The organism is Aureimonas sp. AU4 (genome assembly GCF_001463765.1).
In the GTDB taxonomy this organism is placed as follows: domain Bacteria; phylum Pseudomonadota; class Alphaproteobacteria; order Rhizobiales; family Rhizobiaceae; genus Aureimonas.
Genome location: NZ_BBWK01000037.1, coordinates 1 through 19,516 on the forward strand (window position 1 = coordinate 1; position 19,516 = coordinate 19,516).

19 protein-coding genes and 1 pseudogene are annotated in these 19,516 nt (G+C 69.4%); 6 read left to right on the forward strand and 14 right to left on the reverse strand.

Annotated features, from left to right (window positions below; all coding sequences use genetic code 11):
- On the reverse strand, positions 1 to 913 hold a 913-nt coding region (locus AUL35_RS11445), incomplete at its 3' end, for an integrase arm-type DNA-binding domain-containing protein (protein WP_156417952.1).
- 338 nt (positions 914 to 1,251) lie between these two features.
- On the opposite strand from AUL35_RS11445, the pseudogene AUL35_RS21610 reads away from it, so the two are divergent.
- Both AUL35_RS21610 and AUL35_RS11460 read left to right on the forward strand, forming a co-directional pair.
- Positions 1,252 to 2,538, forward strand: a pseudogene (locus AUL35_RS21610) (IS3 family transposase).
- A complete protein-coding gene (locus tag AUL35_RS11460; RefSeq protein ID WP_062014897.1) occupies positions 2,535 to 3,023 on the forward strand; it encodes a CreA family protein in 489 nt (162 codons plus the stop codon). Before AUL35_RS21610 ends, AUL35_RS11460 begins: the two are co-directional and overlap by 4 nt.
- 66 nt (positions 3,024 to 3,089) lie before the next feature.
- On the opposite strand, the gene AUL35_RS11465 is transcribed toward AUL35_RS11460, so the two are convergent.
- The 4 genes from AUL35_RS11465 to AUL35_RS11480 all read right to left on the reverse strand — a co-directional run bounded on the left by AUL35_RS11465 (position 3,090) and on the right by AUL35_RS11480 (position 6,480).
- The gene (locus AUL35_RS11465; RefSeq protein WP_062014899.1) at positions 3,090 to 3,611 is read right to left on the reverse strand and encodes an SH3 domain-containing protein; all 522 of its coding nucleotides are present in this window, start codon (positions 3,609 to 3,611) and stop codon (positions 3,090 to 3,092) included.
- A 77-nt stretch (positions 3,612 to 3,688) separates the two neighbouring features.
- A complete protein-coding gene (locus AUL35_RS11470; RefSeq protein ID WP_244493749.1) occupies positions 3,689 to 5,209 on the reverse strand; it encodes a phospholipase D-like domain-containing protein in 1,521 nt (506 codons plus the stop codon).
- The gene (locus AUL35_RS11475) at positions 5,206 to 6,216 is read right to left on the reverse strand and encodes an AI-2E family transporter (protein ID WP_062014900.1); all 1,011 of its coding nucleotides are present in this window, start codon (positions 6,214 to 6,216) and stop codon (positions 5,206 to 5,208) included. The genes AUL35_RS11470 and AUL35_RS11475 overlap by 4 nt, the downstream gene beginning before the upstream one ends.
- An 84-nt stretch (positions 6,217 to 6,300) precedes the next feature.
- Positions 6,301 to 6,480 carry a CsbD family protein gene (locus AUL35_RS11480; protein WP_062014902.1) on the reverse strand — a complete coding sequence of 60 codons (180 nt, stop codon included), beginning with the start codon at positions 6,478 to 6,480 and terminating at the stop codon, positions 6,301 to 6,303.
- A 66-nt stretch (positions 6,481 to 6,546) separates the two neighbouring features.
- On the opposite strand from AUL35_RS11480, the gene AUL35_RS11485 reads away from it, so the two are divergent.
- From AUL35_RS11485 to AUL35_RS22585, 3 genes are all read left to right on the forward strand, one after another.
- On the forward strand, positions 6,547 to 6,852 hold the full coding sequence (locus tag AUL35_RS11485; protein ID WP_062014904.1) for a hypothetical protein: 306 nt from the start codon (positions 6,547 to 6,549) through the stop codon (positions 6,850 to 6,852).
- A 30-nt stretch (positions 6,853 to 6,882) separates the two neighbouring features.
- The gene (locus tag AUL35_RS23185) at positions 6,883 to 7,266 is read left to right on the forward strand and encodes a phosphatase domain-containing protein (RefSeq protein ID WP_156417953.1); all 384 of its coding nucleotides are present in this window, start codon (positions 6,883 to 6,885) and stop codon (positions 7,264 to 7,266) included.
- A gap of 521 nt (positions 7,267 to 7,787) precedes the next feature.
- Positions 7,788 to 8,321, forward strand: a complete 534-nt coding sequence (locus AUL35_RS22585) for a hypothetical protein (protein ID WP_062014906.1) — start codon at positions 7,788 to 7,790, stop codon at positions 8,319 to 8,321.
- Between the two features lie 62 nt (positions 8,322 to 8,383).
- Here the strand turns inward: AUL35_RS22585 and msrA are convergent, their stop codons facing one another.
- From msrA to AUL35_RS11530, 8 genes are all read right to left on the reverse strand, one after another.
- Complete coding sequence (msrA, locus tag AUL35_RS11495) at positions 8,384 to 8,893, reverse strand: peptide-methionine (S)-S-oxide reductase MsrA (protein ID WP_062014908.1); 510 nt, start codon at positions 8,891 to 8,893, stop codon at positions 8,384 to 8,386.
- The gene (msrB, locus tag AUL35_RS11500) at positions 8,890 to 9,339 is read right to left on the reverse strand and encodes a peptide-methionine (R)-S-oxide reductase MsrB (protein WP_062014910.1); all 450 of its coding nucleotides are present in this window, start codon (positions 9,337 to 9,339) and stop codon (positions 8,890 to 8,892) included. Before msrB ends, msrA begins: the two co-directional genes overlap by 4 nt.
- A gap of 75 nt (positions 9,340 to 9,414) precedes the next feature.
- The gene (locus AUL35_RS11505; RefSeq protein WP_062014911.1) at positions 9,415 to 10,455 is read right to left on the reverse strand and encodes a serine hydrolase; all 1,041 of its coding nucleotides are present in this window, start codon (positions 10,453 to 10,455) and stop codon (positions 9,415 to 9,417) included.
- A 70-nt stretch (positions 10,456 to 10,525) separates the two neighbouring features.
- Positions 10,526 to 12,484, reverse strand: a complete 1,959-nt coding sequence (locus AUL35_RS11510; RefSeq protein WP_062014923.1) for a beta-galactosidase — start codon at positions 12,482 to 12,484, stop codon at positions 10,526 to 10,528.
- Positions 12,485 to 12,510: 26 nt separating this feature from the next.
- Positions 12,511 to 14,520: an aldo/keto reductase gene (locus tag AUL35_RS11515; RefSeq protein ID WP_062014913.1), complete on the reverse strand. Its 2,010-nt coding sequence runs from the start codon at positions 14,518 to 14,520 to the stop codon at positions 12,511 to 12,513.
- A gap of 29 nt (positions 14,521 to 14,549) precedes the next feature.
- Positions 14,550 to 15,395, reverse strand: a complete 846-nt coding sequence (locus tag AUL35_RS11520) for a carbohydrate ABC transporter permease (RefSeq protein ID WP_062014914.1) — start codon at positions 15,393 to 15,395, stop codon at positions 14,550 to 14,552.
- Positions 15,392 to 16,261: a carbohydrate ABC transporter permease gene (locus AUL35_RS11525; protein ID WP_062014916.1), complete on the reverse strand. Its 870-nt coding sequence runs from the start codon at positions 16,259 to 16,261 to the stop codon at positions 15,392 to 15,394. The genes AUL35_RS11520 and AUL35_RS11525 overlap by 4 nt, the downstream gene beginning before the upstream one ends.
- Before the next feature lie 80 nt (positions 16,262 to 16,341).
- On the reverse strand, positions 16,342 to 17,649 hold the full coding sequence (locus AUL35_RS11530) for an ABC transporter substrate-binding protein (protein ID WP_062014925.1): 1,308 nt from the start codon (positions 17,647 to 17,649) through the stop codon (positions 16,342 to 16,344).
- Between the two features lie 253 nt (positions 17,650 to 17,902).
- On the opposite strand from AUL35_RS11530, the gene AUL35_RS11535 reads away from it, so the two are divergent.
- Positions 17,903 to 18,811 (forward strand): helix-turn-helix domain-containing protein, encoded by a 909-nt coding sequence (locus tag AUL35_RS11535; RefSeq protein WP_062014917.1) that lies wholly within the window; start codon positions 17,903 to 17,905, stop codon positions 18,809 to 18,811.
- 3 nt (positions 18,812 to 18,814) lie between these two features.
- Here the strand turns inward: AUL35_RS11535 and AUL35_RS11540 are convergent.
- Positions 18,815 to 19,516 (reverse strand): glycosyltransferase family 2 protein (locus tag AUL35_RS11540; protein ID WP_374754493.1); only part of this gene is annotated, 702 nt, incomplete at its 5' end.

Below are 19,516 nucleotides of genomic sequence, written 5' to 3' on the forward strand. Positions count from 1 at the left end.
CCTCATCGATCAGTGCTCGCGCCATGTCAGATAGCGGCACGACGTGGGTTCGTCCGTTCTTCGTGCGTGACCCTGGGATCGTCCATGTTCGTGCAGGCCGATCGATCTCGTCGAGCCGCATCCCGATGACTTCGGATCGGCGCTGAAGCGTCACAGCCGCAAGCTTGATGGCGATGGCGAGGTTGGGCGAGATATGCACGCCCTTCAGTTCGTGGAGCCTGTCCAAGCCCTTCCAAACGGCCCGCAACTCGTCGTCAGTCAACGTTCGCTCCCGTTCCGTCCAGGTTGGCGCCGAGACGAACCGGGTCGGATCGCTCAGAACGATGTCCTGCCAGATCGCGTAGTTGTAGATCCGTTGCAGGACGTTCCGGCCGAACCGGGCCGCTGCCTTCGACTGTTCGGCCTCGGCCTTATCGATAGCGGTCTGGATCTCAGCACGAGTGAGGTCGGAGAGGGGGCGATCGCCGAGGTAAGGCCGCACGACATTTGCGAAGTACGCCTTCTCCATCCGGATCGAGTTGGGGCGCATAGGCTTCCCGTTGAGACGGTGCCGGCCGATCTCCGCCTTCTCGAGGTAGACCTCGCCGATCGCGGCGACGGTGTTCGCCAGACGCTTCGTTTCAGCCGCCGCCTTGGCAGCCTTTTCGGCCTTCGGATCCGCGCCATCACTCAGCTGCGCCAGCATCTTCGCCGTGCGCTCCCGGGCGATGCTGATTGGCAGGTCGGGGAATCGTCCAATGCTGATGCGCTTCGACTTGCCGTTTCGATCGTCGCGGACGCACCACGATTTCGTGCCGGCCGGCGAGACGCGCAGGTAGAGGGCGCGCTGCTTCGTGTCTCGGTAATCGGCCGCATTCTTGGCGGGAAGTGGGAGCGCTTCGATTGCTCCCTTCGTGGTCGGCAGGTCGGGCACCCTTGGACGTCCTTGGACGGATATTGGACGGATGCAGCCGTCCGACTGCGAAACTCAGGGAACACCCGGAAACGCAAACGTCAAGGAAATGCAGGGGTTTGAGACGAGTAGGGAAGTGGGGAAACCGGCCGAAATGAGCTTGGCAGCCGCTTCCCAAGCTGGATGTCGTGGGTTCGATCCCCATCGCCCGCTCCAAAAATGGCAGACGACAGACCCCTTGAGACAGAACGAGAGGTTTCACGACCCAGTCGTGGCTACGTATCCGTTTGCGTCCTGGTCTGCCCCCTGAAAAGTGGCCCTTTCTGAAGTCGGCTTTCGAGCCGCTGGAGGATGCCCAGATGGGACAGAAGAAGCACAAGCCGGAAGAGATCGTCGCCAAGTTGCGGCAGGTCGACGTGTTGTTGTCGCAGGGTCGTTCGGTGGCGGAGGCGATCAGCACGATCGGCGTGACGCCGTTCACGTGACTTCGATGGCGCAAGGGGTTCGGCGGGCTGAAGTCGGATCAGGTCAAACGACTGAAGGTCCTTGAGAAGGAGAACGGGTGTCTGCGCAAGGCGGTGTCGGACCTGACGCTGGAGAAGCTCATCCTCATGGGTGAGGCTTTGCCGAACGCCGCGGGAAACTGGTGACGCCGTTCGAAGAGGCACGTGACTCTTCGAACCGGCGGCGGCGATGCATCGACCACACCGTGCGCAAGTTCGGTGTGTCGGAGCGGCTGGCATGCCGGGTTCGGGGCCAACATCGATCGACGCAGCGCAAGGCGCCCAAGGGGCGAGCCGATGATGCGGCGTTGACGGCCGACATCATCGAGCTGGCGACGCAGTATGGGCGCTACGGGTATCCCCCTGGCCGACAGGCGATGGCGTGCCAGCGCTGACAGGCGCAGGATCACGGCCTTGCTTGGGGATGCCGGCTGGCGCGTGAACGTAGCCAAGTCGAGCGCATCTGGCGCCGGGAAGGCCTGAAGGTGGCGGCCAGACAGCCCAGGCGCGGTCGGCTCTGGCTGAACGACGGCTCGCGCGTTCGGCTTCGCTCAGAGCAGGCGGACCACGTGTGGTCCCATGACTTCGAGGAAGGGAGAACCCATGACGGCCGCAAGTTCCGCATGCCTGGCGATAAACGCTTGCGTGTTTGCGCCGACGTGATCGACGAGTTCACCCGGGAGTGCCTGGCCATCCGGATCGACCGGAAGCTGAAGTCCACGGACGTCATCGACGTCTTGTCGGATCTCTTCATCCTGCCCGGCGTGCCGGGGCACATCCGCTCCGAGTTCTGAGGGGCAGCCATCGATCCAGTGAATCGATGGCCCGAAGAACGGTCCCGCGTTCATCGCCAAGGCGGTGCGCGAGTGGATTGCGGCGGTCGGTGCCAGGACGGCGTTTATCAAGCCCGGCAGCTCATGGGAGAACGGCACCTGCGAGAGCTTCAACTCCAAGCTTCGGGACGAGCTTCGGAACGGCGAGATCTTCTCCAGCCTCGCCGAGGCCGAGATCGTCATCGTGGGCTGGCGGCAGCACTTCAAACATGGTCGGCATCCGGTTGTCCGCCTTTCATGTGTGGCCGCAGACACCGTCGTCGAGCGACCTACCTTGTGGATTCCTTCCAACCCTTTGGTCATCTCATGAAGCGTCTTGTTGCCCTGTTCGTCCTGCTGGCCTGCGTCCCGGCCTCCGCCCGCGACATCGGAGAGGTGTCGACGGCCTTCAAGCTCCTCGGCCCGAACCACAAGATCGTCGTGACGGCGTTCGAGGACCCGAAGGTCAAGGGCATCAGTTGCTACGTCGCCCGGCCGCGGACGGGCGGTTTGCGGGGTGCCGTCGGGCTGGCCGAGGATCCCTCGATCGCCAGCGTGTCGTGCGTCCAGACGGGACCGATCTCCTACCTCGGGCCGCTCAGCGGCGACGAGGAGGGCGAGCAGGTCTTCGACGAAAGCCGTTCGCTGATCTTCAAGTCGCTGGAGATCGACCGCATCCTCGACCGGGAGAACGGGAGTCTCGTCTACGTCGCGCGCACGACCCGGCTGATCGACGGGTCGCCCAGCACGTCGCTGTCGGTCGTCGCCCCGATGGCCTGGAACGGGACACAGCCGGCTGCTCCGCAGGTTCGCTGACCGTATGCGCCCGTCGGTTGGGGAGCGATCAGACCCTTCAGATGAAGCTGCAAGGGTCTCCGTCGCTCAACCGAACCTCTCGCCGGGGTAGACGCCCCACAGCTTCGCCTGCGGCACGTAACCCGTCCTGTCCCCAGCCGCAGCCGTCCCGCGACACCAGCGCCCTTCGCACATGAGGCCGGACAGGACGACGCCCGGGGTGAGACGGGCACGAACACGCGCATCCGGCTCAGGGGCCGAACGCAGGGCGATCGGCTTCTTGATCCAAATGGCAACGCTGGCGGCGCGCCTCGACGACAGGAGTGCCCGATGAACCCATGACACATCGCCGGCGGCGTCGCGGATCCGGCGCCAGTTGCCGTACTCGTTGAGGACCTCGAGCGGCAGACCTTTCCTCCGGTACTCCCAGAGCACCGCGTAGCCCGTCCCGGGACCGACGCGGGCGTTGGCGTGGGCGGTGCGAAGGGACACGAACCGCGGAACGGCGGACGGGTCGGCCGAGGCAGACGCGACACCAAAACCAGCGACCAGCGTCGCCGCCATCGCCGCGATGACGGCAACCCGGGCAAGCGGGCGCGCGAGCCGCACGCCTCTACCCCATGCGAAACGCGAACGGTTGTCTCTGTTCATCCCGTTGGGTAGCTACCCGCCGATGAACGAAGGCTTTACGAAGCCGAACCGCGATTGGACCTGCGGCCCATCCGTTTGCGAAGCCGGCGCAGGAGCCCGCGCTCGCGGAACGCCTCGAACATCTCCTCCGGACCTTCGGGATCCAGAACTTCGTTGTCGGCAAGCCATTCCTCGATGTCCGTCAGCTCGGGCATCTCGTAGGGGCGCAGGCTTCGGCCGGGACCGCGCAGCGCCTCGATCGTCTCGATCAGCGATCGCGTCTCGGCGAGCGAGCGGGCGACCGTGCGCGCGTCCACCCCGAGATGCTCGGCCAGGAGCTCGTCCCGGACCGCGACGATCGTCCCGGCGGCGCCCTCGTTTCCGGGAAGCGCGGCGTCGACCGTCACGTCGCACTCGGTGTCGAGGCGCAGCGAGCGGTTGTTCATGTTGGACGAGCCGATGCGAAGGCTCCGGTCGTCGCAGATCAGGATCTTGGCGTGGACGTAGATGGGCTCGCCGCCGTCCGTGAACGGATGGTAGATCCGGAAGCGGCCGTTTCGGTCGCGGCGGCGCAGCGCCTCGAAGAGGCGGGCGCGCGCCGTGTCCATCGCGAGCGGCTCCAGCCACCCTTGGGCCGTCAGCGGGTTGACCACGACGACTTCGGGACCGTCCGGCTCCTCCAGCCGTCTTGCGATCGCCTCGGCGATGCGCCGGGACGCGAAGTACTGGCTCTCCGCGTAGATCAGGCGGCGGGCGGAGGCGATCTGGTCGACGTAGAGGTTCTCGATCTCGCGGATCGGCTCCTCGTCGGGCATGTCGGGCGCCGAACGGGACAGCGCCATGTCGATGTGGCTGAAGTGGGCGTCCAGCCCCTCCGGCCAGCAGGACGGCAGGTCCTCGATCGGAGGGATGCGCCGTCCGCCGGCGCGGCGCCACCGGTGGCGCGCGACCTCGGCCAGCGCCCTGGCGGCCTCGCCCTCGATCGCGGTCGTCGCGTCGTGCCACGGCTTGTACATCGTGCCGTTGGGACGCCGCCGGCGCGTGTCCTCGTGACGGTGCTCGCGCGTGTCCCACCGGTCCTCGGTCATGTCGATGCCGCCGCAAAAGGCGAAGCCGTCGTCGACGACGACGATCTTCTGGTGATGCGAGCCGCCGAACGGATGGGCGCCGTCGAGCTTGGTGTGGATCCGGGGATGGCTCATCCACTTGAGCACCGTGAAGGCTGTGGAGCCGCGCGTCAGCGTCCTCAGGGCGCCGAGGTCCCAGCGCAGGAGGTAGATCTCGAGTTCGGGGCGGTTGCGCGCGAGCCAGTAGATGAACTCGCCCACCGTCTCCGGCGCGTCGTCGCCGCTGCCGCCCCGTCCCAGCGTGATGCGGCCGTCGAAGTCCCAGCCGATCAGGATGATCCGGCGCCGGGCCTTCAGCATCGCGGCGCGAGCCCACCGGAAGTAGTCGTCGGCGTCGACGATCACCGCGGCGCGGGTCGCCCGCTCGATCCGCTGGCAGTTGCGCCCCGGTTCGAGCGGTGACGGCAGAGCCGTTTCGTCCATGGCCTCCATGGTCGCCTGCGAACTCATCGCACCCCCTCCGTCACCTTCGCCTCGCCGTCGAGATAGGCCTCCACGTAGAAGATCTTCCCCAGCCGCAAGGCGACCGCCGCGAGCGGCGTGGCGAGCGCCAGCCCGAGGATGCCGAACAGCACCCCGAACAGGAGCTGCGCGGAGATCGTGAGCGCGGGAGGCAGGGACACGGACTCCTGCTGGACCTGCGGCGTGATCAGGTAGCTCTCGACCGTCTGGACCGCGACGTAGAGGCCGATCACCCAGAGCGCCGTGGCGGGGCCGCCGGACAGGCCGAGGAGAACGGCGGGAAGCGCCGCCAGCACCGGGCCGATGTTGGGGATGAAGGTGAGAAGGGCCGCCAGCACCGCGAGAAGCGGCGCCAGCGGCACGCCGAGCGCCCAGAGGCCGAGCCCGGTCAGGACGCCGACCACCGCCATGGACACGAACTGGGCGCGGAGCCAGCCACGCAGGGCGACCCCGGCCTCCTTGATCATCGAGCGGAACAGCGGGCGCTGGGAGGGGGCGACGAGCGCGGTCGCGCCCCTCACGTAGGTTCCCGGCGAGACCGCGCCGTACAGGCCGATGAAGGCGACGACCACCAGGTTGCCGAACGCTCCCAACGTCGAGGAGAAGGCCGCCGTGGCGCTCTCGCCGGAGGGTGCGAGCGAGCTCGGGTCCAGCGAGTCGATGGTGCGGGCGACCCAGGGGTGGCCGTCGACATAGCCCCGCGCGGTCGCCACCGCTCCCGGCAGCTTGTCCCAGAACTCCTGCACCTGCGCGGCGAGCGCCGCCCCGGCGATGGCGAAGAAAACGAGGATCGCCACCGCCAACGCCACTGCGAAGATCGCAAGGCCGGTGCCGCCACGGAGGTTCAGCCTGCCCGCGATCCAGTCGCCGCCGCCGCGCAGGAACACGGCGGTGAGGATGCCGGCGAACACCACCAGGAGGACGTCGGGCGCCGTCCACAGGACGAGCAGGAAGGCGGCGGCCAGCACCGCGACGGCAACATATCTACGGGACACGCACGCTCACTCGAACACGGACACGACAAAGGGAGCGGCCGCCCATGGCTGCCGCTCCCCGCGATGGGCGACTTGCGCCGTCGCCTAGCTGAACTGGTTCTTCACCGCGTCCTTGACCTTGCCGAGGTTCTTCTCGGTCTTGCCCTCGACGCGGTCGCCCGTCCCTTCCGCCTCCATCTGGCGGTCGCCGGTCACCTTGCCCGCGGTCTCCTTAATCGAGCCGCCGAGCTCCTTGGCCGCGCCCTTCAGCTGTTCGTTGCTCATGGAATCCTCCGTTCCGACCGGACGGGATGCCCGATGCTTCGACAGAACAACGGAACGGAATGTCGCATGTTCCGGTGCGGCGGACCGATCGTCGGGGGAACGGCGGGATGGGAGGAGACCATCGCACGGCCGGCGACCGGCGCGGTCGCAGGCGTTCGGCACGATGCCCGGTACCGCGCGAAGCTCCGGTCGGGTCTTATCTCGCCGCCGATCCTGGTGCCGTACCATGGCTGCGTTTCAGGAAGCCGCGTCCGCTTCGGCGGGCGGGTCGTAGCGGCGGATGCCGAGTTCGGCATCGTGTCCGACCTCGACGACACGCTTGTCGAGACGCGAGGCGGAACGTCCCGAAACACTTGCGAACCGCTGCGCTGAACTCCGCCGAGGGTCGGGTCGCCTTCCCTTGTGTCACGTACCTGTTCCAGGAACTCGCCGCCGGCCGCGGCGGAGCGGACACGAACTCCGTCTTCTTTGTCTTGCCGAGCTTTGGAACCTTCCCGATCTCTTCAGGGAGTTCAGGGAACTGCGCGGGATCCCGCACGGACCGGCGTTCCCGAGGGACTCCGGACCGAACAGGACGCAACGGCTGACGGGCAGCCACCGCACCCACGAGCTCGCCGCCGTCGACCGCATCCTGGCCGCCTGTCCGGGCCGCGCTTCGTTCTCGTCGGGCATACCGGGCAAAGCGATGCCGCGATCTGGTCCGAAACCGTCCGCAGGCATCCCGACCAAACCCTTGCGGTCTACCTGCGCGACGTCTCGCTCGACGGCTCCCGGTCCGAGGTATAGCCGACGAGATCGCCCGGGATCTCGTACGGGGAGCCGTCCGACCCGGCCCTTGATGCGGAAGCGTGGACTTCTCCCGCCAGCCGGTCACGAAGATGTTGACGCATGGCACACTGGTATCACGATCGCGCCGGACGTCGCGATAGGGCGAACAGGTAGCGGCTCGATGCCCGCTACAGAGACGAACGACATGGCCTCCGTCGATGGACATCCGACCGTGGCGATCCTGTGCCTCGGCTTCCTGCTGATGATAGGCTTCTGGCGCGTCGTCGAGGGCTTCGGTTACGACCTGCCGAAGGGCTACCTCTACGCCACGATCGGCTTCCCGGTCCTCATCAAGGCAACCAGTTCCGCAGCCGCAAGAGCGATATCGCGTACGCCGGGAGGGACAGGCGGACGTGCACCGCCGCCCGGATCCTCAACCTCTTCGGCGGGCGCTGCCGAGCGGGGGCGGGGGCGCAGGGAACGCCCGGGACATCCTCCGAGGGGCTTCGTCCGCCGTCTTTGCGCTCGTGGAGACCGACATGATCCGAGGCGTTCTGACGCTCGCCGCGCGTCCGGTCGGCACGATCATGCCACCCCGTACGGAGATCCAGTGGATCGACCTCGGCAAGACGCAGGAGGACGTCCGCCCCGACCTCCCGAAGCTCGACACGGACATCTGGCCGGTCCGCATCCCCACTGCCTTTTCGATCTTCCCGCACGATATCCGGGGCGGCTCGCGACGCTGGGCGGAGCGGCGCTACGAGCGCATCGTCGCCTTTCGCGAGGTGGAGGAGGGGCCACTTCGCCGCCTTCGAGGAGCCCGAATTCTTCACGGCGGAACTGCGGACGGTCCTTCGCGCGACCCGGCGGGCCGCCGGAGAGAACACGAAAGGCTGACGCGGGCCTGTCGTGGCGCGCCGGAGGCGTGCATGGCAGCCATGCGCGCGTTGCGCTGGTGCGGCGGGGGGCGCGGTGGCACAAAAGGGGCGCGGGTCATCCTCCTCCCAAACGACCCGCTACCTTTGAGCCCGCTCGGTCCTCCCCCGAGCGGGCTTTTTGTTGCCCGGACATGACAAACCCGCCGGGCGGACCCGGCGGGCTGGATGTCTCGATCGGGCGCGGCGGCTCCTGAGGATCAGGCCGCCTGCTCGCGGCGCGGCAGGCGCCAGTTCGGCCGCACGAAGTGGCAGGTGTAGCCGTTCGGGATCCGCTCCAGGTAGTCCTGGTGCTCGGGCTCGGCTTCCCAGAAGTCGCCGACCGGCTCCACCTCCGTCACGACCTTGCCGGGCCACAGACCCGAGGCGTCGACGTCGGCGATCGTGTCCTCGGCGACCCGGCGCTGCTCGTCGTTCTCGAAGTAGATCGCCGATCGATAGCTCGGGCCCCGGTCGTTGCCCTGCCGGTTGGGGGTCGTGGGATCGTGGATCTGGAAGAAGAACTCCAGAAGCTGCCGGTAGCTGAGCTTGGCGGGGTCGAACAGGATCTCGATCGCCTCGGCATGGTTGCCGTGGTTGCGGTAGGTGGCGTTGGGAACCTCGCCGCCGGAATAGCCGACGCGCGTCGACACGACGCCCGGCATCTTGCGGATCAGGTCCTGCATGCCCCAGAAACAGCCTCCGGCCAGAACGGCGCGTTCGGTGCTCATGCGACTTCCTCCACTTGAGACAGGTATTCTCCGTAGCCCTCGGCCTCCATCCGCTCGCGCGGCACGAAGCGCAAAGAGGCGGAGTTGATGCAGTAGCGAAGGCCCCCGCGGTCGCGCGGCCCGTCCTCGAAGACGTGGCCGAGATGGCTGTCGCCATGCGTCGAGCGCACCTCGGTGCGGACCATTCCGTAGGTCGTGTCGCGCAGCTCGGCGACGTTGGCGGGCTCGATGGGCTTGGTGAAGCTCGGCCAGCCGCAATGGGACTCGAACTTGTCGGCCGAGGCGAAGAGCGGCTCGCCCGACACGATGTCGACGTAGATGCCGGGCGCCTTGTTGTCGAGGAGCGCGCCGGTGCCGGGGCGCTCGGTCCCGTTCTGCTGGGTCACCCGGTACTGCTCGGGCGTCAGAGCGGCGACGGCCTCTTGGGTCTTCTTGTAGGTTGCCATCAGGATCTCCTTGCGAGACCCTTAAATGGTGGTGCGCCACCTTGTTTCCAAGCGTGCGCCGTTTTGTCGAACGGCTCAGCCGGCCGCCGGCGGCGCGCCGGCGACCGCCGGGATGATGGCCTCGGCCAGCAGCCGGTGCAGCTCCTGGACGTAGCCGTTGCGCGCCGAAGGAGCCGACTCGTCGGAGGTCACGGCGACCGTGAGGCCGAGGTCGGGCACGACATAGATCATCTGCCCGCCGTAGCCCCAGCCGTAGCGCACCTCGCGGCCGGCGAAGCGGTCGATGAACCAGCCGTAGCCGTAGCGTCCCGCATGGAAGGCGGAGGTCGTGCGCGGCGTCCAGCTTTCGGTGATCCAGTCGGCCGAGACGACGCGCGCGCCCTCGGTCGTCGTGCCGCCCCGGCGGTAGAGCTCGCCGAAGGCCAGCAGAGAGCGCGGCGTCATCGCCATCTGGTTGCCGCCGAGATAGACCCCTTGCGGATTGCGCTCCCAGTCGCTGACGCGCACCCCGGCGGGGCCGAGCCATTCGCGCGAGAGCGCCAGCGCCGAGCGGCCGGAGGCACGCTGCAGGATCACTGAGAGAAGGTGCGTCGAGCCGGTGGAGTAGAGCATCCGCCCGCCCGGCTCGTCCACGAAGGGCCGCGCCAGCGCATCGCGCACCCAGTTGCGCGACGAGATCCAGGCACCGTAGTTGCCGCCCGAAGTCCGCTCCAGCCCGGCCTGCATCGACAGGAGGTGGCCGACCGTGACGCGCTCGAGGCGCGGGTCGGGGTCGGTGGGGAAGTCGGCGCGCAGGAAGTCGGCGATCGGCTGGTCGGGGCCGCGGATCAGCGCCTTGTCGATCGCGATGCCGATCAGCGCCGAGACCACGGACTTCGAGGCCGACTTGATGTTGTGGGCCCGGTCCGTGCGCGCGCCGCCAAAGCCCTCGTCCACCAGCGTCTGCCCGTTTACCGAGACGAGCAGCGTCCGGAGCGCGGGCAGGGCGCGGGCGCGCTCGATGGCGCCCGCGAATGCGTCGGGCCGCACGACCGCGGGCGGGGCGGCCAGCTCCTGCGCGAACGCCGGCAACGCCGGGATGACGAGAAGCGGGAGGAGGACGAGCGCGCGCAGCATGGGATGGAGGTGTTCGTGCCGCCTCGCCCCCACAAGGCCGCTCACGACGAGGTGTTTTCCACGCGGGCGCTCAGCCCTCGCGCAGGATTGCGACGCCCGACGGCGGCAGATCGTGCGTGCCAAGAACCGGCTCGCCGGACAGACCGTAATCCGGCAGGTGGACCGGCGCCTCGTCGTAGTTGAAGCAGTGGACGAGCCCGCCCGAGCGCCGCACGCGCAGGCCCGGCGGTAGGTCGAGCACCGGCAGGCCGGCGCGCTCGGCGGCCGCGCGCAGGATCGAGACCGCGAGGTCGGCGTCCGGCCAGGCGGCGAGGTAGGAGAGCGTGCCCGAGCCGACCAGCGCCGGCTCGCCGTCCTGCGTCCGGAGACGAACGTCCAAGCCTTCCGTGCCGACCAGGAACTCGCGCCACGTGCCGAAGGCGCCGCGCTCGCCCGCAACGGAAACGCTCGCCCCGGGCGGCAGGCTCTCGACGCGCGCGACCTTGAGGGCGGCGAGAGGTCCGGGCAGGCCGGGCGGCAGCGAGGGCGGGATCGCGAAGTTCGGGTCGCGCGAGCCCGAGCGCGGGCCGACGACGACCTCGCCCTCGGCATTCGCGACCGCCGCGCGCAGTTGCTCGTTCCACGAGAAGAGCCCCGGCACCAGCACCAGCCTGTAGCCGGACAGGTCGGGCTTCGCCGCCTCCACGAAGTCCACCGACAGCCCGAGGCGGCGCAGGCTCCGGTAGAGCTCGTGGACGAGGCGGAAATAGGTGAAGCTCCGTCCCTGCGGTTGCGTCTCCCAGGCCCAGGCGGAGGGGTAGTCGAAGACGATCGCGACGGGTGCCTTCGTCGTCTCCGGCAGGTCGAGCGCGGCGATCTCGCGCGCCACCGTTTCCGCCTCCGCAAAGCCCGACGCGGGCTCGCTGTCGGGCCGCAGCAGCCCGGCATGGTTCTGCTCCTGCGCGAATGGTGCTTGCCGCCAGCGGAAGTAGCTGACGACCTCGGCCCCGTGGGCGAAGGCCTCGTGCGTCCAGAGGCGCACCATGCCGTCGCGCGGAGCCGGGTTGTGCGGTGCCCAGTTCACGGGGCCGGGCTGCTGCTCCATGATCCACCAGCGCCCGCCGGACGTCGCGCGGTAGAGGTCGTGGTGGAAGGCCTGGAGGTCGGGGTCGCCCGCGCGCAGGAAGTGCCGCTTGAACTCCGCCGGCCGGTCGGCCCACTGGTCGAGAAAGCCGAGCGGGTACGAGTCCCAGCTCGACACGTCGAGATCGCGGCCGAGATCGAAATGGTCGAAGCCGAGCGTGCGGCCCATGAAGTTGTGGATCACGTCGCGGCCGGGCGAGTGGCGGCGGATGATGTCGGCCTGCAGCCGGTTGAAACGGACGATCTGCTCGGAGGAATAGCGCCGGAAGTCCATGACGTGGGCGGGCGCGGGCTCGGTCAGCGCCGCGTTCGGCAGCTCGATCTCGTCGAAGCTCGCATACTCCATCGACCAGAAGACGTTGCCCCAGGCGCGGTTCAGCGCGTCGGGCGACTGGTACCTGGCGCCCAGCCAGTCGCGGAAGCCGTGGAGCGCGGCGGGCGAGTAGGAAAGGGCGGTGTCGTGGCAGGCGTATTCGTTGTCGGTCTGCCAAGCGGCGACGCCCTCGTGCGCGCCGAAGCGCCGGGCCAGCGCCTCGACGATGCGCGCGCATTCGCGCCGGTAGCCCTCATGGCTGAAGTCGTAGTGCCGACGCGAGCCGAAGCCGCGCACGCGCCCCTCCGCCGAGACCGGCAGCATGTCCGGCATCTCGTCGACGAGCCATTTCGGCGGGGTCGCGGTCGGCGTGCCGAGGACGACACGCAGGCCGGCGGCGTGAAGCGTGTCGATCGCCCGCTCCAGCCAGTCGAACTCGAAGGCGCCGCGTCGCGGCTCCAGCCGGCTCCAGGCGAACTCGCCGACCCGCACGAAGGTGAGACCCAGCGCCGCCATGCGCCGTGCGTCGTCGGCCCACCACGCTTCCGGCCAGTGTTCGGGATAATAGCAGACGCCGAGGGCACGCTTCGTCATGGCAAGGCTTTCGGGCATGGGAGGGATCAGGCTTCGAGCCAGCGCACGTCGTCGGGGGTGAGCGCGAGGTCGAGGGCCTGGAGCGAGTCGTCGAGCTCGGCGACCGTGAGCGGGCCGATCAGCGGCACGACCGGGAAGGGCTGGTGCAGCGTGTAGGCGAGCGCGACCTGCGTCGCGCTGCGCCCCGTGCGGCGGCCGATCTCCTCGGCGCGGCGTTTGCGCTCGAAGTTGCGCGCGCCGTACCAGGAGCGGACGAGTTCGGGATCCTCGCGCCGATCGGGACCCGAGCGCTCCGTGAAGAAGCCGCGCGCCTGGCTCGACCAGGCGTAGACGCCGACGCGCCCGTCGGCAAGCCACGCCTTGGACGCGTCGTCGGAGACCGACACGCAGCCCGCCCAGACGGGGTGGAGCATCTCGGCGAGGCTGAAGTTGTTGGAGAGCGCGGTCGGCAGCGGCAGACCGTTGCCTTCCGCGTAGCTGCGCGCCGCGTCGAAGCGGTCGAGACCCCAGTTCGAGAAGCCGTAGGCTCCGATCCGTCCCGCCGCGATCTCGCGCGCGATCGCGTCCACGAACTCGCCCACCGGCACGTCCTCGTTGTCGCGGTGCATCATGTAGATTTCGGTGCGGCCGGTGCGCAGGCGCTCCAGCGAAGCGTCGAGCTGGCGGCCGATCACGTCGGGATAGCAGAGCGGCGTGTGGGCGCCCTTGGCGATCAGCGAGACGGCGTCCCGCACCCCGCGCGACGCCATCCAGGCGCCGAGGTGCCGGTCCGCCAGGCCGTTCGCGCCGTACCAGAAGGACGTGTCGAACAGCGCGCCGCCCGCCTCGAAATACGCGTCCATGACCGCGAAGGCCTGTGTCGCGCCGGTGAAGCTCGCCGTGCCGAGCGCGACCGCCGAGACGGAGCGCTCGACGCCCGGCATCCGGCGCTCCGGCATCGACCGGCGGCTTGCCTGCTTGAGCGGCCGTCCGGACAAGGGCGGGCGGCCCGCCTCCAGACGCTCGAAGGAATAGCTGAGGCCGATCGAGGCGCGCCAGCGGTCGAGCGCGTGCATGTTGCCGAGCGTGTCGGCGTGACGGGGACCGGGCGACGCGAACTCGCAACGTCCCGCCCGGACGGCGTCCGCCACCGCGTCGATCTCGCGCGCATAGGTGTTCTGGCCGTGCTCCACGACGATGCGCCGCGCCGGTCCGGCGGCGGGCTCCACCATGATCACGGCCTCGTCCGCCGACTTGCCGCCCGCCATCCACGGGTTGAGAAGGAGGATGCGGCCGCGCGTGCCCTGCAGCTCGACGCGGTTCTCCTGCGGCAGGCTGACGGAACAGCCGACCTCCGCCACGAGCCCGTTGGGGAAGAGGAGGCTCGCCGAGGCGACGAGGTCCGCGCCCGTCGGACCCAGCCGTCCCGCGCCCGCGACCGTGACGGGATCGGCGAAGTCCCTGCCGTCCATGGCGCCCGACACAAGTCGCGCCATGGAAACCGCGTAGCCGCCGACATCGAGAATGCCGCCGCCGGCCTGCGCGTCGGCCAGCAGCCGGTGCGTGTCGGGCAGCTCGGCACGGAAGCCGAAGCTCGCGCGCACCAAGCCGATCTCGCCGATCTCCCCTTCGGCGATCAGCTCGCGCAGCCGCGCCACCTGCGGGTGGAAGCGGTACATGAAGCCTTCGCCCAGGAAGGTCCCGGCCCGGCGCGCGGCGTGGATCGCCGCCTCGGCTTCCGCCGCGTTCACGCCGAGCGGCTTCTCGCAGAGCGCATGCTTGCCGGCCTCCGCCGCGCGGATCGCGAGCGTGACGTGGGTCGGGTGGGGCGTCGCGATATAGACCGCGTCGATCCGCGGATCGGCGAGAAGCGCGTCGACGCCCGAGACGATGCGCGCGCCGGGAAAGCGCGCCTCGAGTTCCAGCGTGGCCGCCCCGCGCGTCGAGACCGCCTCGATCTGCCCGGCGCGACTCTGCCCGAGCGCTTCGAAGAAGACCCTGGCGATCGCGCCCGTGCCGATGATGCCCCAGCGAAGGGGCGCGCCCGTATTGGACATGGCGATGGTTTCCACAGCGTTCGGGCGCGTCACTTCACGGCGCCGGCGGTGATGCCGGACACGAAGTGGCGCTGGAGGAAGAGGAAGACGGCGATCATCGGAAGGGTCAGCACGCTCGCCCCGGCCATGATCGCGCCCCAGGGCGGGATGCCGGACGAGGCCGATAGGATGCCGCCGAGCGCGACCGGTGCGGTCCGTGCGGAGGCCTCGGTCGCGACCAGCAGCGGCCAGAGGTAGTTGTTCCAGGAGGCGAGGAAGAGAATGATCACGAGCGCCGCGAGCGAGGGGCGCACAAGCGGCAGGGCCACCAGGAAGAAGATGCGGAACTCGCCCGCTCCGTCCATGCGCGCTGCGTCCAGGATCTCCTGCGGCAGCGACACGAAGGTCTGGCGCATGAACAGGACGCCGAGCGCGTTGAAGAGCGGGGGCACGATCACCGCCGCGTAGGTGTTGGCGAGCCCGAGGTCGCGCGCCACCAGCACGTATTGCGGGATGATCACCACCGCATAGGGGACGGTGAGGGTGGCCACCAGCAGCCCGAAGAGCGGCCGCTTTCCGACGAAGTCGTAGCGCGCGAAGGCGTAGCCCGCCATGGCGGTGAGGAGCGTCGAGAGCCCGGCATAGATCACCGCGACGACGACCGAGTTCAGGAGCGCGCGGTCGAAGCCCACCATCTCGGTCACGCGCGCGACGTTGGCCAAGAACTCGCCGCCCGGCAGGAGGGGCGTTGCGGCCGAGAAGATCGCGGCATCCGACTGCGAGGCGTAGACGCCCATGAGGTAGAGGGGCGCGAGCCAGAGGAGGGCGAGCGGCAGGAGCGCGAGCGAGATCCAGCCGTCGCGCCGCCGGGCCCTGGCCTTCAGCGCGCCGCTCATCGGGTCCGCCTTCCGACGAGGAGGATGTTGAGCGCCGCGATCAGCCCCGCCATCAGCGCGATCGTGTAGGCGATCGTCGAGGCGTAGCCGAAGTTGAGGTTGGCGAAGCCCTGCTTGTAGAGATAGGTGCCCAGCATCTCGGTTCCCTGGCCCGGCCCCCGGTTGCTCTGGCCCGTGATCAGCCACGGTTCGGCGAAGAGCTGCATCGTGCCGATCACCGACAGGACGAGGCAGAACACGATCACGGGGGCGAGCTGGGGCAGGGTGACGTTGAGAAAGCGCCTCCAGGCGCTCGCCCCGTCCATGCGCGCGGCCTCGTAGAGCTCCTTGGGGATGGACTGAAGGCCGGCGAGAAGGATGATCGCGTTGTAGCCGGTCCAGCGCCAGGTGACGGCGAGGATCACGACCGCCATGGCCGGTCCGTCGCGGTAGAGCCAGTCGATGCGCGGCAGGCCGAGCGTCTCCAGCCCTGCGTTCACCGCGCCGAACTGGCCGTTGAACAGGAGGCGGAAGACCACGGAATAGGCGACCTCGCTGACCACGACCGGCGCGAAGAAGGCGAAGCGGAAGAGGGCGCGTCCGCGAAGGTATGGGGCGTCGAGCGCCAGCGCCAGGGCGGTCGCCAGCGCCAGCATGATCGGCACCTGCACCACCAGCACGAAGAGCGTGTTCCCGAGCGCGTTGTGGAACTGCCGGTCGAGCCAGAGCCGGCGCCAGTTGATGTCGAGGTCGAACACCCAGGGGTTCACCCGCGTGTTCTGAAACGACAGGATCACCGACTCCGCGAGCGGCCAGCACCAGAAGACCGCGAAGACGAGGAGGTAGGGCGCGAGGAACTGGTAGGGCGTGAGCGTGCCGCTGCGCATGGGCTGGGGCCGATCCTGGCGGAGAGACGACGGACGAGGGGCGCGGCCCGCCCGGCGAAGACGCCGGGCGGGCGGTTGCGCTACTCCTTGATCGGCAGGCCTGTCGCGCCCGAGATCTCGTCGGCGGCCTGGTCGAGCACCGCCTTCGCCTCGCCCCGACCGTTCAGGAAGTCGGTGTAGACCGTCAGGAAGACGTTGTCGGCCTCGGCGAAATACTGCGTCCCGCGCGCCGGCTTGATGTCGGGGAGCGTGCCGATGATGGTCTGCCAGACGGGCTGGCCGCCCCAGTAGGGCTGCGGCTCCTTCACGAACGGGTCGTTCACGGCCTCCGGCAGCGTCGGCACGAGGCCGCTTGCTTTGAGCTGCATGATCTGCGCCTCGGGCGTGCCGAGCGCGAAGTTCACGAAGGCGAGCGCGGCCTCCGGGTTCTTGGACGCCGCCGGGATGGCGAGCGAGGAGCCGCCGATGTTGGCCGCGCGGTTGCCGCCCCGTTCCTGCGCGGGCATGAGGTAGACGCCCCACTTGCCGCTCTGGTCGGGGGCCGCCGCGCGCACCGAGCCCTCGTACCAGCCGCCGTAGACGGCGCTCGCCAGCTTGTTGCCGTTGATCGCCTGCAGCGACTCGCCCCAGTCCGCCGCCTGGAAGAGCCCGGCCTTCGCGATCTTGCCGACCGTCTCCAGCGCGGCCACGCAGCCCGGCTGGTTGATCGTGACGCTCTCGCCGGCCTCGTCGAAGTAGCTGCAGCCGTTCTGGTTGGCGAGCATGCGGAACCAGGAGGAGTCGGCGTTGGTGGAGGCGAACTTCACGCCCTCGCCGTTGGCGGCGACGACCTTCTTGCCGGCCTCCACGAAGTCGTCCCAGGTCTCGATCGCGGCCGGGTCGACGCCCGCCTTCTCGTACATGTCGCGCCGGTAGAAGACGGCGGTCGGCCCCGAGTCCCAGGGCATGGCGTACACCTTCTCGCCGATCGTGAGGTCGGCGAGCTTGAAGGCGGGAAAGCGCTGAAGCAGCGCCGGCTCGTCGGCCGACATCGCCTTGATGTCGCGGAAGCAGTCGGGAAAGCGCGCCCAGAACACCTCCGACTCGTGGTTCTCCACGGTGTAGACGTCGGGCATGCCCGAGCCGCCCGCCGCGCATGCCGCAAGGCCCCGGTCGTAGACCGGCTGGTTGCCGAGGTCCTCGACCGTGACCTTCACGCCGGGATAGCGCTGGTTGAAGGCGGGCACCACGGCGCGCAGCGCCTCGGCCGCGACGTTCCAGCTCCAGATCGTGACCTCGCCGGAGACCGGCTCCGCCTGCGCGCGGGCCGGGCTCGCCGCCGCCGCCAGCACGAGGAGGGTCGTGCCACCAAGGGCCGCGCGCCGTCCGAACCTTACAGATTGCGTCATGTCCATCCTCCCTTGTCGCCTTGGTGGACGGAAGGAGCGTTGAGGCGCCGAACGGCGGGTCGAGCCGCCGCATGAAGCTTGGCAACGCTTCGTGTTCCATCCCGGATCGGTCGCCGGATCGTGTCGCGTCCGGCGTTCTGTCTCGGACCCGATCGTAGCAGGCGGCGCTTGCCTGTCGTCGCGAGGGACGCGATAGATATCGCAGATCCTAAGGTTTTCGGTCCGCCCCGATCACGGGCGAGGGAGGCGGCGGATGAAGCGGGACGACGCGGTGGGGGAACCGGATACCCCAACCTTTCTGCCGCTCGACAGCTTCGTGGTGCCCGGGCACGACTTCATCGTCTCGACCGGCCAGGACGTCTACGTCATGTCGGCCGCCCACGCGCACAGCCAGATCGAGCTGAACTTCATGCTGGAAGGGGCGGCGACCTACGTTCACGGCGGGCGCGAGGCGACGATCCGCGCCGGAGACTTCGCTCTGTTCTGGGGCGCGATCGCCCATCGCACGACTGCGGTGGAGCCGGGCTCGCGCTATGTCTGCATCTACCTGCCGCTCGAGATGTTCCTCGCCGCGCCGCTGTCCGAACCCTTGCGGGCGGCGGCGCTGGCCGGCGGTCTTCTCGTCGCGGCTGATCCGGCGCGCTTCGAGGCGGCGCGCTTTCAGCGCCTCGTGGAGGGGGTGCGCGAGCCGGCGGTGGCGGGCGTCGGCGAGCTGCTCGCCGCCGAGGTGCTTCTGATCCTGCGCTGGCTCGACGTCTCGGGCTGGCGCGACCTGCTCGCGGGCGAGCACGCGCGGGCGCGTCCGGCGGCGGGCGTCATGCCCCGCAAGGTTCTGGACATGATGGACTTCATCGCGCGCAACGCCCATCGCCCGATCTGCGTGACGGACGTGGCTGAGGCGGTCGCGCTCCACCCGAACTACGCGATGACGCGCTTTCGCACCGCGCTCGGCCTGACGATCCAGGCCTATATCGGACGTCACCGCCTGATGGCCGCCCAGAGCCTCGTCCTGTCCACCAAGAAGGATCTGGCCGCGATCGCCTTCGAGACGGGCTTCGGCTCGGTGTCGCAGTTCCACCGCTCGTTCCGCGCCCAGTTCGGCTGCACGCCGGCCGAGTTTCGCCGCCGCATGCGCCTGCCGACCGGCCGGGCGGCCGTCTGAATCCTACCAGCCCGGCGGCACGGGGCGGGGCGGGCGCATCGCGCCCGAGCGCGCCGAGGGATCGCCCGGCGGCCAGCGCAGCGCCTCGCCGCCGCCGGCGACGAGCGGGTTGCCGAAGGGGTCGGCGGCGACCGCATGAAGCCAGCGGGCCTCGAGGCGCGCCGCCTCGCGCGCCTCCGCCTCGCGCCTGGCGGGCGAGGGCGCCCCTTCAGCCCCTTCGCGCCAGAGCCGCGCATCGGGCGAGACCACGACGTGCCGTCCCAGCGCCTGGAGCTTCAGGGCGTAGTCGGCCGCGCCGAAGCGGCCGGGAAACAGCACCGGGTCGAAGCCGCCAAGCGCCGTGAAGTCGGCGCGCCGCGTGGCGAAGGCGTCCGCGCGGACGGCCGCGACCTGGTGGGCGACGCGCAGGACATCGCCCGGTCCGGGGTCCTGCGGACCCGAGCCACGCCCACGCGGCTCGGGCGCCCGCCCGAGCGACAGGCGCAGCCCGGCCTCCAGGACGAAGCCCTCGCGATCGGTGACGACCGGGGCGGCAAGACCCGTCGCCGGGTCGGCGAGGCGGCCGAGAAGCTCGCCGAGCCATTCGTCGTCGAGCGGCCGAAGCCCGGCGTCGAGCAGGCAGACAGCCTCCGTTTCCGCGCGCATCAGCGCGTCCCCGAGCCGGCGGGCCGGCGAGACGCCGGGCGGCGCCAGTTCCACCGCGAC

What these genes read in the sequence shown, in the direction of transcription:
- AUL35_RS22585 (WP_062014906.1), top strand. Translation starts at nt 7,788, where the DNA reads ATGATCCGAGGCGTTCTGACGCTCGCCGCGCGTCCGGTCGGCACGATC.
- AUL35_RS11510 (WP_062014923.1), bottom strand. Translation starts at nt 12,484, where the DNA reads ATGACGAAGCGTGCCCTCGGCGTCTGCTATTATCCCGAACACTGGCCG.
- AUL35_RS11535 (WP_062014917.1), top strand. Translation starts at nt 17,903, where the DNA reads ATGAAGCGGGACGACGCGGTGGGGGAACCGGATACCCCAACCTTTCTG.
- AUL35_RS11515 (WP_062014913.1), bottom strand. Translation starts at nt 14,520, where the DNA reads ATGTCCAATACGGGCGCGCCCCTTCGCTGGGGCATCATCGGCACGGGC.
- AUL35_RS11505 (WP_062014911.1), bottom strand. Translation starts at nt 10,455, where the DNA reads ATGCTGCGCGCGCTCGTCCTCCTCCCGCTTCTCGTCATCCCGGCGTTG.
- AUL35_RS11480 (WP_062014902.1), bottom strand. Translation starts at nt 6,480, where the DNA reads ATGAGCAACGAACAGCTGAAGGGCGCGGCCAAGGAGCTCGGCGGCTCG.
- AUL35_RS11525 (WP_062014916.1), bottom strand. Translation starts at nt 16,261, where the DNA reads ATGCGCAGCGGCACGCTCACGCCCTACCAGTTCCTCGCGCCCTACCTC.
- AUL35_RS11520 (WP_062014914.1), bottom strand. Translation starts at nt 15,395, where the DNA reads ATGAGCGGCGCGCTGAAGGCCAGGGCCCGGCGGCGCGACGGCTGGATC.
- AUL35_RS11460 (WP_062014897.1), top strand. Translation starts at nt 2,535, where the DNA reads ATGAAGCGTCTTGTTGCCCTGTTCGTCCTGCTGGCCTGCGTCCCGGCC.
- msrB (WP_062014910.1), bottom strand. Translation starts at nt 9,339, where the DNA reads ATGGCAACCTACAAGAAGACCCAAGAGGCCGTCGCCGCTCTGACGCCC.
- AUL35_RS11530 (WP_062014925.1), bottom strand. Translation starts at nt 17,649, where the DNA reads ATGACGCAATCTGTAAGGTTCGGACGGCGCGCGGCCCTTGGTGGCACG.
- AUL35_RS11470 (WP_244493749.1), bottom strand. Translation starts at nt 5,209, where the DNA reads ATGAGTTCGCAGGCGACCATGGAGGCCATGGACGAAACGGCTCTGCCG.
- msrA (WP_062014908.1), bottom strand. Translation starts at nt 8,893, where the DNA reads ATGAGCACCGAACGCGCCGTTCTGGCCGGAGGCTGTTTCTGGGGCATG.
- AUL35_RS11485 (WP_062014904.1), top strand. Translation starts at nt 6,547, where the DNA reads ATGTTCCGGTGCGGCGGACCGATCGTCGGGGGAACGGCGGGATGGGAG.